General features: G+C 38.7%; 9 protein-coding genes. 3 read left to right on the top strand and 6 right to left on the bottom strand.

The genetic code is table 11. The features are described 5' to 3' along the window. Window positions 1–2 precede the first annotated feature (2 nt). The 6 genes from LV704_RS06480 to LV704_RS06455 form a co-directional block, all read right to left on the bottom strand. Complete coding sequence (locus tag LV704_RS06480) at window positions 3–2,348, bottom strand: GH92 family glycosyl hydrolase (protein ID WP_163421167.1); 2,346 nt, start codon at window positions 2,346–2,348, stop codon at window positions 3–5. 1 nt (window position 2,349) lies between these two features. Then, on the bottom strand, window positions 2,350–4,602 hold the full coding sequence (locus LV704_RS06475; RefSeq protein ID WP_163421168.1) for a GH92 family glycosyl hydrolase: 2,253 nt from the start codon (window positions 4,600–4,602) through the stop codon (window positions 2,350–2,352). A 72-nt stretch (window positions 4,603–4,674) separates the two neighbouring features. Further along, entirely contained in the window at window positions 4,675–5,766 is a 1,092-nt protein-coding gene (locus tag LV704_RS06470) for a carbohydrate-binding family 9-like protein (RefSeq protein WP_233782161.1), read from the bottom strand. Window positions 5,767–5,771: 5 nt separating this feature from the next. Then, window positions 5,772–6,761 (bottom strand): glycoside hydrolase family 130 protein, encoded by a 990-nt coding sequence (locus tag LV704_RS06465; RefSeq protein WP_163421169.1) that lies wholly within the window; start codon window positions 6,759–6,761, stop codon window positions 5,772–5,774. Between the two features lie 23 nt (window positions 6,762–6,784). Next, window positions 6,785–8,662 carry a sodium:solute symporter family protein gene (locus LV704_RS06460; RefSeq protein WP_163421170.1) on the bottom strand — a complete coding sequence of 626 codons (1,878 nt, stop codon included), beginning with the start codon at window positions 8,660–8,662 and terminating at the stop codon, window positions 6,785–6,787. Between the two features lie 19 nt (window positions 8,663–8,681). Continuing rightward, window positions 8,682–10,928 (bottom strand): GH92 family glycosyl hydrolase, encoded by a 2,247-nt coding sequence (locus LV704_RS06455; RefSeq protein ID WP_163421171.1) that lies wholly within the window; start codon window positions 10,926–10,928, stop codon window positions 8,682–8,684. Between the two features lie 229 nt (window positions 10,929–11,157). On the opposite strand from LV704_RS06455, the gene LV704_RS06450 reads away from it, so the two are divergent. The 3 genes from LV704_RS06450 (at window position 11,158) to LV704_RS06440 (ending at window position 15,577) form a co-directional block, all read left to right on the top strand. Next, the gene (locus LV704_RS06450) at window positions 11,158–12,249 is read left to right on the top strand and encodes a sensor histidine kinase (protein WP_163421172.1); all 1,092 of its coding nucleotides are present in this window, start codon (window positions 11,158–11,160) and stop codon (window positions 12,247–12,249) included. Beyond that, window positions 12,246–12,965, top strand: a complete 720-nt coding sequence (locus LV704_RS06445) for a LytTR family DNA-binding domain-containing protein (protein ID WP_163421173.1) — start codon at window positions 12,246–12,248, stop codon at window positions 12,963–12,965. Before LV704_RS06450 ends, LV704_RS06445 begins: the two co-directional genes overlap by 4 nt. Before the next feature lie 254 nt (window positions 12,966–13,219). Next, the gene (locus tag LV704_RS06440) at window positions 13,220–15,577 is read left to right on the top strand and encodes a PSD1 and planctomycete cytochrome C domain-containing protein (protein ID WP_233782160.1); all 2,358 of its coding nucleotides are present in this window, start codon (window positions 13,220–13,222) and stop codon (window positions 15,575–15,577) included. Window position 15,578 lies beyond the last annotated feature (1 nt).

Raw genomic sequence — 15,578 nt, 5'->3', positions numbered from 1 at the left:
TATTAATCAATATGGTTGGTTAACGAGTAGGGTAAGGAATCATCTGAAACCGCCCAATTTTTATTTGGTTCGGCAGTCATCTCAAAATGTAAGTTGCCTCCTTTTTGAATAGTTTCCGTAGCAATCCAAGTCTTATTGAAACTTTGGCTATTTAGGCTTGCACTTTGGATAAATGGATTGTCTTTTCCATTACCATCTGCCGTAATTGTAAATGTATTTCCATTTTGAAGGTGCAATTTGGCCTCACTAAAAAGCGGACTCCCAATTACGTACTGGTTTGTGGCCGGAGCAACAGGATAAAAACCCAGAGCGCTGAACACGTACCAAGCGGATGTTTGTCCATTGTCCTCATCACCACAATAGCCATCTGGGGCAGGGGTATAGAGTTTGGTCAATACTTCGCGTACTTTGCTCTGGGTTTTCCAAGGTTGCTTGGCATAATTATACAGATAGATCATGTGTTGGATAGGCTGGTTGCCATGGGCGTAGTTCCCCATATTCATAATCTGCATTTCTCGTATTTCGTGAATGGTAAATCCATAATAAGAATCATCATATTCTGGAGGCATATTAAAAACGCCATCTAGCATTCCCACAAATTCTTTGTCTCCTCCCATTAAATCCATGAGGCCTTGTACATCGTGAAAAACTGACCAGGTATAATGCAGACTATTGCCTTCGGTAAAAGCATCTCCCCATTTTAAAGGGTTGAAGGGTTTTTGAAATTGCCCATCTTTATTTTTACCACGCATCAAGTTAGTAGTTGGGTCAAACAGCTTCTTATAGTTGAGGGATTTTTTATAGTAGGTCTCGGCTAGTTTATCATCACCCAATGATTTGGCCATTTGGGCTATGGTAAAATCGGCATAGGCATATTCTAAAGTCCTAGCGGCATTTTCATTGATGCCAACATCGTAAGGAACATAACCCAATTCATTATAATAATCCACTCCCGCTCTCCCAACACTGTTTACAGGCCTCCCTTCGGATGTAGTTGCGTTTTTAATTACGGCTTCTAAAAGTAAATCTTTATCAAAACCGGTAACTCCTGTCAAATGCGCATCAGCAATAATTGGGGCCGAATTGGAGCCAATCATACAGTCTCTGTGTCCAGGACTGGCCCATTCTGGCAGCCATCCGGATTCTTTGTAGGTGTTGGCCAATCCTTCCATGATGTTGCTGTTCAACTCTGGGTACATCATGTTAAAAAATGGAAACACTGCACGGAAAGTATCCCAAAAACCATTATCTGTAAACATATATCCTGGTAGTACCTGACCATTATATGGGCTATAGTGCACCACTTGCTCATTGGCATCAAACTCATAGAACTTTCTTGGAAATAATAACACCCTATAGAGGCAAGAGTAAAAAGTGCGTAAGTGATCTATATTTTGGGTACTTACCTCAATTCTACCTAATTCTTTTTCCCATGCTTTTGTTGCTTCGCTTCTAATTTCTTTAAAGCTTTTGTTTCCAATTTCTCTATCCAAGTTCAATTGCGCTTGTTCTGGACTTATAAATGACGAAGCCACTTTTACATGCACAGCCTCACCTCTTTTTGTTTTAAAACCTATAATGGCTCCAACATGGTCGCCTTTGTTTTCAGTTGTATTTTCTTCTAGCTTCCAATCATCACCCCAAGTATTGGTGAGTTCAAAATCTTTATCAAATTCTGCCACAAAATAATTGTGGAAATTTTCTGGAACGCCACCACTATTGTTTCTGCAATAGCCGATGATTTTTCGTTGCTCGGGTAGAATTTTTACCATGGAACCTTTGAAAAAAGCATCGAGCATAATGTAAGCTTCGTCCGTTTCTGGAAAGGTGAATCGAAAATGAGCAGCTCTTTCTGTAGGTGCCACTTCGGCCACCACATCATAATCTGCCAAATAAACACTGTAATAATCTGGTTTTACAGTTTCGGCCTTATGCGAAAAATGCGAAGCTCGTTCGCCTTCTTTATATTTTAAATCTCCGGTAACGGCCATTAAAGAAAATGCTGCATAATCATTGATCCAAGGACTGGGTTGATGGGTCTGTTTGATGCCGCGAATAGTTTTCTCATCATATTTATAGGTCCATCCATCTCCCATTTTTGAAGTCATGGGGGTCCAAAAATTCATGCCCCAAGGTGTTGCAATGGCCGGATATGTATTTCCATTGGATAAACTGAAATCTGAATCGGTTCCCATTAATGGGTTCACATATTGCAAATATTCCTTGCTGTTTTCAGATTGGTCCAGGGCGGATTCTTTATTTGTATTTTGTTCACAAGAGCTTACAACTAAGGCTATAGCAAAAATGAAAATCAATTTCTTAAATTGGTAAATTTTTCTCAATCTCATACTAGTTGTATATTTTGTTGACTTCTGGAGTTTTTAGTTGATTTTTATCGGCCAATTTCGCATCATTGGTCATGGTAAATACCAAAGTTCCTCCGTTCATAATTTCTTTATGGGTGATATAGCTTCTATCTAATGTTTCGCCATTTAAGGCCACACTTTGCACAAACTGATTTTCTTCCAAGCCATTGGCGTTAACTGTAAAGGTTTTGCCATTTGCCACTTCCACAATTGCTTCTTCAAACAGGGGTATTCCTAAATCATATACACCTTGAGCTGGATTTACGGGATAGAATCCCAGCGAACTAAGAATATACCACGAAGACATTTGACCACAATCCTCATTGCCGCAGTGCCCGTTAGGTTCATTTTTATATTGATTTTCCAAAATAGTGCTCACCAACTTTTGTGCTTTGGAAGGTTGGCCAATGTAATTATACAGATAGGCAACATGATGACTAGGTTCATTCCCATGTGCATATTGGCCAATCATTCCTGTGCTGAACAAGGGCAGTTTGTCTTCAGGACTTGGTGCATAGCTGAACATGGAATCTAATTTTTGGGTGAACCGTTCTTTTCCTCCTGTTTTTGAAATGAGTCCATCTACATCTTGCGGCACAAACCAGTAATAATGCCAGGCATTGCTTTCGCAGAAATATGGGGTGTATTCCTTCGGAATGAATGGTTCAATAAAATTGCCACTGGGGTCCTTGGGCTGCAGCCAGGACCGCTTTGTATTGTATAGATTTTTCCAATTTTCTGAACGCTGCAAAAAGTAATCATGGTCTTCCATTTTGCCCAAATCTTTGGCGAACATGGCAATGCACCAATCGTCGTAGGCATATTCCATGGTTTTGGAAACAGACCAATTTTCGTGGCCCTCATTAACAGGAATGTATCCTTTTTCTTTGTAAATATCTATTTCACGACCATCTACCATTGCACTTTTCTTGCATGCTTCGTATGCAAGTTCTGCATCAAATTCAAACCCTTTAAAATAGGCATCCACAATTACGGGAACAGCATGGTAACCGATCATCATGTTCGTCTCGCTTCCTTGCATGGACCAAACAGGTAAAATGCCCGTTTCTGTATAATGAGCCAACAAGGATTTGATCATGTCAGGCACTTTTTCAGGCTGAATTAATGTATACAATGGATGGGCTGCCCTGAAGGTATCCCAAAGTGAGAAGGTGTCGTATCGATTGAAGCCCTCTACTTTTGCTATGGAATCTGTTCCAACCTTAAGTTTCCCATTTGCATCATTGGCGGCCTTGTATTCACCATTACTATCGCTATATAAGGTTGGAGCTAACATGGACTGATACAACATGGTGTAGAAGATATTTTTCTTGTCTGTATCTTGAGATGTTATTTTTATTTTTTGAAGCTCTTTTTCCCAGATGTCCTGCGCCTTTTTCTTGATGCTGTCAAAATCTTCCGAAGTCTCAACCTGAATGGCTTTTCCCGCAGCAGCTGAGCTTGCCGAAGACAAACCTGTCTTTACTTGAATTTGTTCTCTTTCTTCAGTGGTATAATTCAAGATGATTTTTGAGGGTTTGCCTTCATCATCACGAATAATTTGATAAGCCTGAAAAGGCGTTGAAAAGTGCATTTCAAAAAATAGACGTTGGTTTCTGGCCCAACCTGTAGACATTCGATGTCCTTGTAGTGTTGAGTTGTTTACAACTTTGATGAAAGTGTCCGTTGGTTTGTCCCAGTTGAGGGAATATCCTAAATCGACATGGATTTGGGTGTCTTTATCTTCTGGGAATGTATATCTGTGTATTCCGACCCTGCTTGTAGCAGTTAATTCTGCTTTGATACCAAAATCCAATAAATCAACCCAATAATAGCCTGGGGATGCACCTTCCTTTTGGTGGTCAAATTTTGAATATGGTTTGTAATTGTTCTCTGGAATGCTATCAGAGAACCTGCTGTTGGTAGGCATGACCAAAATATCATAAAGGTCACCCGCTCCGGTGCCGGTTAGATGGGTATGGGAAAACCCCGATATAATGGAATCTTGATAATAGTATCCTGCAATTCGGTCCCAACCAGGAATACCGATATCGGGACTCAGCTGAACCATGCCAAATGGGGTAGTGGCTCCAGGGTAGGTGTTGCCAGGGCCATCGGTTCCAATAAATGGATTTACAAAATCAATAAGATTTTCATGGATGACTTCTTTTGATGGGTTGGGTGAGCAGCCAAGCACCAGAATCAGCAAAACTATATATGCAAAATTCAACTTCATCTTTAATCGTTCTACTGTAGTTTTATCAAATTGATTTCAATATTTATTGGTAAATGCAAAAGCCCCAAATAACTAATTTTCATAGGTTTCATACTTACCCTCTTTGGTTACGGTCAAGAGTTTTTGGGTAAATGGACTTTTTGCCGAAAGGATGAAGCCTTTGGTGTACTTTTCAAGAACCGGAGTTATGTTTTTCCCAAAGAGCTGCTTTGAAGGACCATGGAAGCCATTTTCTACTTGATTCCATTCTATTTTTTGCCCATTTTCAGAAACTAAATCCCGGTACAGTTCATACAGATACCATTTGATGTGTTCATCTTTGGGAATTTCAAAATTGATGGGGGCAGTCCCGACTGCATTTTCTGAAAAATAAACATAACCCCACTTTTCTGGCTCATGCATATTGATGACATACTGCGGAGACCAAACCCAGTTGTTTTCGTGCAGAAATTCACTAGTTTTTGAATCTTTCTTTCTTGAGTATTTCCCATCAGTAACATCAAAATCCCAATTGACCCTGGAAAACCCTACTCTCCAAAATTGATTTTGTGGCATATTATTCTGATAGTATCCCGTTCGCAAATCCCTTAATGGGATGGCAATTTCAATGGTCCAACCTTGGTCAGTGTCCGAGGGATCATTCAAAGTGCCCTGCACGGATACTGCAGATTTAAGCCCTAAGGCTTCCCATCCGTTAATAGTTTCATTACCCGCTCTATATGGAGCGGTTATATATTGGTCCCAAACCGTATTTAGAACATTCCATTCCAATTCGTAATAGCCATGCACGTCTGCTTCCGGATCAAGAAAAATTTCAAAGTCATTGTTATGGAAAATCACGGCATCGTGTTCAACAATGTCCCCCCATACATGAGGTTCTTCCAATTGTGCGAAGAAGTACACATTGTTTTCATCCCATAGCATTTTCATTCGGGTGTCGTAAGTAGGCTTTTCAATTCCTTCGATGTCGATAAAGAAATCCGACCAAGGTGCCTTTGTCCATGAAGATTCATCCGCTTTTCCATCAATCAATATGGAATCCACCGCCTTATAGGCCACATAAGTTCTCGGTTTTTCTTGGGCGCACAATACTATGCAGCCCACATAAACCAAAAAAAGTACAAGGCTTATTAATTTTTTATGTTTCCCAACATTATCCATCATACATTTTATAAACTGTTTTCTTTGGTAAACTTTACAATTTCGGAGATATGCCCGAAAGCTAGTCCGACCACGGTATCCGCAGCGCCATAATAGATAGCGATTTTGTCCTCTTCAATGGAGTGCAAAGTCGCACATGGAAAAACCACATTGGGTACATCTCCCATGCATTCATAGGAAGTTTGCGGTGATAGCAGATAGGGTTGTGTTCTATATTTTACCTTGTCTGGATTTTTCTTGTCCAGAATGGCAGCACCCATAGAATATCTAAATCCGTTACAAGTATTGATGACACCATGGTAAATCATTAACCATCCCTCATCCACAAGAATAGGAACTGAGCCAGCCCCTATTTTTGTGCACTGCCAGGCACTATCTTCAAAGGGTGATGCCTTCATTACACAACGATGTTCGCCCCAATATTTCATATCGGGACTGTAACTGATGTAAATATCCCCAAAAGGAGTGTGTCCATTGTCACTGGGCCTGCTCAGCATGGCATATTTGCCATTGACTTTTTCAGGAAAGAGCACTCCATTTCGATTGAAGGGTAAAAAAGCATTTTCGCATTGAAAAAACTCCTTGAAATCGAAAGTATATCCAATACCGATGGTTGGTCCATGGTATCCGTTGCACCAAGTAATCCAATAACGGTCTTCTATAAATGTAACACGAGGGTCATATTTGTAATCTGAATCAATCATTTCGGTATTTCCAGCTCCGAAATCGATGGGTTTGTGATTGATATCCCAGTGAATTCCATCTTTACTGAAACCGGCAAAGATGTTCATCTGCACAGCTTTGTTATCGCATCTAAAAACTCCAGCATAACCATCTTCAAAGGGCACAACAGCGCTGTTGAACACGCTGTTGGAACTTGGAATGGCATCTCTTTGGATAATAGGGTTTTCGGAATACCTCCAAACAACATTAGAAATGTTAGCTGGTTTTTCCTGCCAAGGAATTGTATTTGTTTTTGTTGAAACTTGATTACTCATAGCCTATAAACTTTGGTTGTCACTTAATTCTGGAGTTTTCGAACCTTGTCCAACCAAGTGTACTTTAAAATTATAGAAGTTATTATAAATACTGTTAGAGAAACTATTGTTTTTGGGTAATCCCTAATCACCAAATAAATGGGTAATAAAATCATACTGGATTGCCATATGATTCCAATGCCACAATTCATCATATCCCACCAAAAATCGGTGTTCTTCTTAAAAGAGGCATCTTCATTTTTGATTTCATCCGAGACTGGCTTCCACCAGCCCCAAGGATTTACGTTTTTATAAAATGATTTTAGCACTTCCTTATTGGTGGGTTTTGTAAGGTAGGTGCCTAAAAAGGAACCTAGCAACGAAAATCCAAATATTAGGGGAAAGAGATAAAATGCTGGCATGTGTGACATATCGTAATACCATGTACCTTCTGAGAAATGACCTTTGTTTTGGTCTAGGAAAAACTGTAAGGTTGCCACCACCAAACCAGCCAACATACCCCAAAAATATCCCCATCCGTTAAATCGCCACCAAATCCATTTTAAGAAATTGGCTGCCACATAGCCACCATAAAGTGAGGTGCTTATCCAAAGCGTCAAAGAATTTATAGATTCTGCAAAGAATCCCATAATAACACCAAGGGCAACCACGGAAAATGAGGCAATGTAACTGGCATTTATATAATGCTTATTCGTAGCCTTGGGCTTAAAATACTTTTTGTAGATGTCGTTTACAATATATGCCGGGGCAGAATTGACAAAGGCGGAAAATGTAGACATAAAAGCAGCAAGCAAACCTGCTAGTAGCAGTCCTTTTATTCCTATTGGGATATGATTATTAATGATTTTGGGTAAAATCACTTCAAGATGGTCATTAGAGAACCCAGTAGTAGATGCCATTTCCGGAGCTAATACCACCAAAGCGATTACCACAATACCAGTAATCAGAAGATATCTTGGAATGTACAGTACCAAGTTTGTAAATCCGCTCATATACGCAGCTTCCTTTACGGTTCTTGTGGATAGAATTCTTTGAAAATCATAGCTTGGTACTGGACCAGCTATACTGGCAAAGAAACCTTTGAAAAGTGACATACCTATAAATGCCCCAAACATTTTATAACCTTGTGAGTCAATCAAATCATTGAACGCTTGGTATTTGCTGCTCCAATGCGGACCTAATTCAGTGTTGAAAAAGATGTTTCGCCATTCCTCTGAAATCACCATATTGATTTCAACATCTGAAATGGCAAAAAATGTGTAGCCCGCGATAAGAACTCCGCCAATTACCATGATAATGTATTGTAATACTTCAGTGGCAACAACAGAGAACATGCCTCCTTTTACGGTGTACACTGTGGTGAGAAAAATTATGATAAGCGCATAGGATTGTTCTGAGGTGAAAATGACGGATTCACCAATTTCCAAGGGGATATCCCAAGGTAGAATAACTGCTAAAAATTTTCCGGCGCCTTCAAAGAAATAAGAAATAAAGGCAAGGGCTGATGCTACCGCGAAAATAGCAATGATAATATGTGAAGCTCGACCCGCCCGATCATCTCCAAAACGGGTCAATATCCATTCAGAACCTGTCATGATATTTGAACGCCGTATCCAAACAGCTAAGAACATCATTACAAAAACCTGGTTGAAAATGGGCCATGTCCACATGTGCATAAAGCTCTTTGTGCCATATAGGAATAGCATACCTACCATCCAAGCAGTTCCAGAAACATCGTACTGCCCGGACCCATTGCTTAAGCCCAAAAAGTACCATTTGATATTCTTTCCGCCCAAAAAATAGGAGTCCAAATCTTTTGATGCCTTTTTCGAAACCCAAATTCCAATAAAGAGGGTTAACAATACATAAATAACTATGATCGAAATGTCTATTACATCCATATAATCGTACTGGTCATATTTAAATACCCCAATTTTTATTGGGATCAGGACCCATCTCAAATTCCAAAGTGCCTCCTGTCATTAATTCCGTATGCGTAATGTAGGTGCGTTGCAACGATTCTCCATTTAATTTAACCGCTTGAATGTATTTGTTGATTGGAGAGGTATTTTCTGCTATAATGGTAAAATTCTTTGTGTCAGATATTGCGATGGTGGCCTTTTCAAAAAGAGGGCTGCCAAACTCGTATTGGGCAGAGGCTGGATTCATGGGGTAAAGCCCTAATGAACTGAAAACATACCATGCTGACATTTGTCCACAATCTTCATTGCCACTTAACCCTTCAGGTTGTTGGGTATATTGCGTATCTAATATTTGTCTTACCCAATATTGAGTTTTCCATGGTTCTTTTGCACTATTGAACATATAGGCAATATGATGACTTGGTTCATTACCGTGTGCATACTGACCAATTAAGCCAGAAATATCTGCAGAAACGTTTTCTCCTGAAATCTCTGAACTCTCTGTGAAAAGTTGCTCCAGTTTTTTTGTGAAAGTTTGATTTCCTCCATGCAATTCTATAAAACCGGGAACATCATGCAATACAAACCAACTGTGTTGCCAAGCGTTACCTTCTGTATAATCAGTATGCTCTCTATGGCTTGAGAATTTAGGGTCAAATGGTTCGTTCCAACTTTTTCCATCCCCTGATTTACCTCTCATGAATCCAGTATCGGTGTCGAAAAGGTATTTATATGCTTTAGAACGATTGCTGAAATATTTATAATCTTCTTCTTTGCCCAAATCCTTGGCTATTTGCGCAACGCACCAGTCGTTGTATGCAAACTCAAGACTTATAGTGACAGATTCATCCAACTCTGTATAAGGAATATATCCGTATTTCTTATAGGGAGCCAGTCCCCGAATGTCACCCATCATTGTATTGCGAACGGCCTCGTATGCTTTATCGACATTATATCCACGTATTCCTTTTAGATAGGTATCTGTTATAACTGATACTCCATGGTTTCCGGTCATAGTGTTGGTTTCGTTCCCATATAACGTCCATACAGGTAATCTTCCCTGCTCATCATAATAGGCAAGCATGGACTGGACTATATCATTTGCTCTTTCTGGTTGTAAAATGTTTAGCAATGGATTTTCTGCTCTAAATGTATCCCATAGAGAAAGTGTTGAATAGGCATTCCAATCTTGGGTACTGTCAATACTGTCATTTTGCAATCGGAACTCGCCATTAACATCACTAAAGAGCACTGGAGCTATCTGCGTGTGATATAAAGCGGTATAGAAAATGGTCTTTAAAGAATCTTGAGGTGTTTCTATCTTAATTTTGGATAATAATGCTTCCCATTTGTTGTTTGTTTGACTTTTTACTTCATCAAAAGAAATGGAATTGCCACGGCTAATGAGATTTTCCTTTGCATTTGCAATACTTACAGAAGATACTGCGATTTTTATTTCGACCGTCTTTGTTGAATCTTGGTCAAAAAAGAATTGCCCTCCTGTTTTTATTCCCTTTGCTTCATTTTTACTGTCCAAGGTTTCACTGTTGGCCATAAATTGAGAGCTTACAATTGGCTCCGAGGTTTCTACTACAAAGAACACTTTTTGGTTTTTTGCCCAACCCGTGCTGTGTCGGTATCCCACAATCTGAGTTTCGCTTTCCAATGTGATAGAACTTTCCGTTGGAGTATCCCAGTTTACCGCATAGCCAAGGTCAATTACAAAAGATGGTTCATTCGTATTTTGATAAGTATACTTATGGAAAGACACATATTCATTGGCGGTAAGCTCTACCTGGATATTATTACTTTCCAAGTTGACTTTATAATATCCGGGAGAAGCAATTTCACTGGAATGGGAAAAACGAGAGGTATACGGCAAACTATCTCTTGTAGTGCCAAATAAGGATACGTCTAGAGTTTTGCCAGTTGGCATTAACAACAAATCTGCCAAATCACCTATTCCTGTGCCACTAAGATGCAATTGTCCAAAGCCAGAAATAATAGAATCTGTAATGTGGTAGCCTGAACACCAATCCCAACCTGTTGTGCCATTATCTGGACTGGGTTGCACCATTCCAAAAGGGGCGGTGGCACCAGGGAAAGTATGACCATGACCACCTGTGCCAATAAAAGGATTTACAAATTCAGTAAAATTTTCAGCAGTGTCATTTTGTCTTTCTTCTTTGCATGATGAGCCTACAAGGAGCACTATGAAAAAGAAAGGAAAAGAGAATTTGCTCATCTGCGAATTACATTAATATTGATATTTTTTATACTTTTCCTCAAAATATATTTGGTTTTCTTATGGTAATAAGGGAGTAGTGTAGATAAAGTCAATGGTTGTGTTTGGTTGTGCAATTGTATTCCTAAATATTTGCAATTTTATTTTGAGGAAGAATAAAATTAGACCAACAACCTACGCCAAAAGCTAAACAGCAGAAAAACCGTACAAACAAAATACATCGAAATTCATGTACATAAATGATAAATTGGATGAGCTATTAAAGGCTGAATCCTCACAACCGTATCGCATTACTTATATGCATCATATCATTTTTTGGGCAATTTATTTTGGGCTCAATACATTGCGCTGGGGGAGTATGCATGATGATTTTGAATATTCCATTAAAACCAACCTGATTGGCTTTCCAATTCACATAGCGCTTTCTTACTTCAATGTTTATTTTTTAATGCCCAAATATGTTTACAGAAGAAAGTATATTACCTATACTGCCATTGTATTACTGTCCCTATTTATAATGTTGCTTGTAAAATATAATCTTACTTACTATCTAGTGAGTACAAATGTATGGCCAGAAGGACCGGCCGAATTAGCGGGAGAAGGCTTAACTTTAAATTATGCCATTCAGACCATGCTTGGGGAACTTTACGTGGTGTCTTTTGCTACTGCCATAAAAATTACAGTGGATTGGTTGCGAGAAAATAGTAAGTTTCATGATCTTGAAAAAAGACAGTTGACAACCGAGCTTAAATTTTTAAGGTCACAGGTTTCTCCGCATTTCTTCTTTAATACCTTGAACAATATTTATTCGCTTACGCTTGAAAAGTCGGATAAAGCACCAGAAGTCATTTTAAAACTTTCTGGACTGATGCGTTATTTGCTCTATGCTACCAGAAAAAGAAAGCAAGACTTAAAAAGTGAAATAGACTGTATTCAAAATTATATAGACTTAGAGCGAATACGTTTTAATGACTCATTGCAGATTGATATTGGAATTTCGGGAGATCTGGAAAATAAGATGATTGCGCCAATGCTACTTGTTCCACTAATTGAAAACTGTTTTAAACATGGGGCAAGTAAAAATATTGGTGATATGCATATTGCCATAGATGTGAATGTTGCAGATGATTTTTTGTATTTTAATGTATCCAACACAATTCCTACAAATGATATGGATAGCAAAGTGGCAACCAGAAGTGGGGGCATAGGATTGTCCAATGTAAAGAAACGTTTGGAATTGGGGTATGATCCAAAAGATTATGACCTATCTATTTTTGAGAAGGAGAATATGTTTCATGTAGATTTAAAACTAAAAGTATGACAGCCCTAAGAGTTATTATTATTGATGATGAGCCATTGGCAATTAATGTATTAAAGAATTATGCTGAACAGATAAAACAACTGCAACTTGTCAATACTTTTTCAAACGCTATAGACGCAACATCATTTCTGCAAGAAAATGAGGTTGACATTATTTTCTTGGATATCAACATGCCCATTTTGGATGGACTCAATTTTTTGGAATCGTTACACGTATCTCCAATGATTGTTATTACAACTGCGCATGAAGAATATGCATTAAAAAGCTTTGAGCTGGAAGTTATAGATTATCTCGTAAAACCTATTCCTTTCCCAAGGTTTTTAAAAACAGTAAATCGTATTATAAGCCTAAAGCAAGGGACGTCCAATGCAGGGGGGCAGTCGTTAAATGAAAAACCGAGTATTTTTGTCAAAGTAGATAAAAAGAAACTACAAAAGATTTTTCTGGATGAAATTGTGGTGGTAGAGAGCCTTAAAGACTACATCCGTATTAAGACCACTTCGGCAAAATATATAATCCACAAGACCTTAGGTAGTTTTACAGATGAATTACCTTCGGATAAGTTCCTAAGAATACATAGGTCTTATACTATTGCCATAGATAAAGTTGAGGCTGTTGAAGGCAATAGTTTAGAAGTTGATGGTATCAGATATACTATAGGTAGAAGCTATTTAAATGATGCCAAAAATCGCATATTAAATGATTCAATTACGTAGAAGTATGATTGATGTTTAGAGCTAAATGTTCTTTAACGTTTTTGTTATGTTTTCAAAAATACTTGCTCATTTATTGAATTTCTTAGCCTAGTAAGCTTGAATTTGGTGCAGTTTTTCAATTATTTAATGAATTCCAATTGAATTTGCTAATACAACTTCATTGGTCTTTTCTGCTTTGCCATTGGTCGAATTTTTTAAGTGGATTTCCAGTTATCTAACTAGTTTCAAAAGCAACAATCAAAAATCCAAATCAAATGCCTTCTTTCCAGACATTAAAAAAGAAGTTATCGCAAGCGGCGTATTTCATTATGATGTCTTTTTTTGTGATAAGTTGTCAGAGTAAAAAAGGAGAATACGCAACCATTTCTCAAGAGCAATCCTTAGGTCAAATCCCAGACAATATTGATTTCTCATTTCATATAAAACCAATTCTTTCAGACAGATGCTTTGCATGCCACGGACCGGATAAAAATGCCATTGAGGGTGGTCTTTCGTTAAACAAGTCTGAAGATGCTTATGCCGCAATTGGAGAGGACAAGGATAGATATGCCATTGTCCCTGGTGATTTGGAAAAAAGTGAGTTGATAAAACGGATTTTTGAAGAGGATGCAGCACTAAAAATGCCACCGCCAGATTCAAACCTTTCATTAACGGATTATGAGAAGGAATTGCTTAAAAAATGGGTGGAACAAGGTGCTGTGTACAAGAAACATTGGGCATTTGTGCCACCGGTTAGCCCAGAAGTCCCAGTAATTGAGAGTGATGAGTGGAGTCATAACGAAATAGATAAGTTTGTTCTCGAAAAACTGAACCTCCAAGGGTTTATACCTTCAAAAAAAGCAACCAAAGAGCAACTCATACGTCGTGCATTTTTTAGCATTGCAGGATTGCCCCCAAGTGTTGATCAAGTGAATACTTTCCTAAAAGACAACTCTAAAAACGCCTATGAAAAGGTTGTTGATTCTTTGCTCAACACTACGGCTTATGCAGAATATATGACCGCAGACTGGATGGATGTTGCAAGATATGCAGATACTCATGGTTATCAAGATGATTTTGAACGTACCATGTGGCCTTGGCGCGATTGGGTCATCCACGCTTTTGAAAAGAACATGCCTTATGATAAATTCGTGACCTACCAGTTGGCGGGAGACATGCTTTCCAATGCTACCAAAGAATCCATTTTGGCCACAGGATTTAACCGAAACCATAAGATAACCGCAGAAGGAGGAGTTATTCCTGAGGAATACCGAATAGAATATGTAGAGGATAGGACAAACACATTCAGTACGGCGTTTTTAGGAATGACCATGGAATGTGCCCGTTGTCATGACCATAAATATGACCCTTTAAGCCAAAAAGAACATTTCGAGCTTTTCGGTTTTTTTAACAATATAGATGAGAAAGGGCTTATGGCAAATGCCCAGGAAATACCGGAACCATACATAACCGTTTCAAAAGATGATATGGAAGGGGTGTTGAGCTTTGTGAACATGACCAAAAACCCTGAACAAAAGGTGGAAGTAATGGTTATGAAAGATATGCAGGTCCAGAGAGAAACCTTTGTTTTGAATAGAGGAGTTTATGATCAACCTTCTGAACAAGTCTTTCCTTCAACTCCTGAAGCAATTTTGCCGTTCCCAGAAGAATTTCCAAGGAATAGACTAGGACTTTCCAAATGGTTGTTTCATGAAGACAATCCATTAACCGCTCGAGTTGCCGTCAATCGAATCTGGCAAAAAATATTTGGTAAAGGTTTGGTGGAAAGTTCTTATGATTTTGGAAATCAAGGAGCATTGCCCTCCCATCCAGAATTATTGGATTTTTTGGCAGTCAAGTTCATGAAAGAAGGGTGGGATGTTAAGCAGATTATTAAATATATGGTGCTCTCTTCTACCTATCAACAGAGCAGCCATATCACAGAAGAAATGCAAGAGTTAGATCCCGAAAATACATATTTGGCAAGAGCTTCTAGGTTAAGATTGAGTGCTGAGATGATTAGAGATCAAGCATTAAAAATTAGTGGTTTGTTAAATGCTGAGGTGGGTGGACCAAGTGTAAAACCTTATCAGCCAGATGGTATTTGGGAAGAGACCACAGGAGGAGGGGGAGGAAGTACTTCAACCTATGTTCAGAGCGAGGGCAAAGATTTGTACAGGAAAAGCTTATATACATTTTGGAAGAGAACTGTTCCACCACCCAGTATGATGACCTTTGATGCGTCTTCAAGAGACCTTTGTACTGTAAAACGACAAGAAACCAATACTCCGTTGCAGGCTCTTGTACTTTTAAATGACCCACAACTTATAGAGGCCGCTAGAGCTTTGGCATATAAAGCAATAGATGCAAGTGGCAAGGAACCAATGAACCAAATAGGATATGTTTTTCAAAATGCTACTTCTAGGAAGCCAAATGAAGAAGAATTGAAAATTTTGCATGACCTTTATTTGGACACTTTTGAAAAGATAAAAACAGGCGAGGTCATTACGGACGAATACCTGTCAATAGGAGAGTTTTCTGTTGATGTGGATATTTCTTCAGATCATCTTACGGCATTGGCCTTAACGGCACATACAATACTAAATTTAGACGAAACCATCTCAAGAGGATAAT

The organism is Flagellimonas sp. CMM7 (assembly GCF_021390195.1).
In the GTDB taxonomy this organism is placed as follows: domain Bacteria; phylum Bacteroidota; class Bacteroidia; order Flavobacteriales; family Flavobacteriaceae; genus Flagellimonas.
The sequence above is the reverse complement of the archived record's forward strand: the minus strand, read 5'-3'. Positions and strand labels throughout refer to the sequence as shown.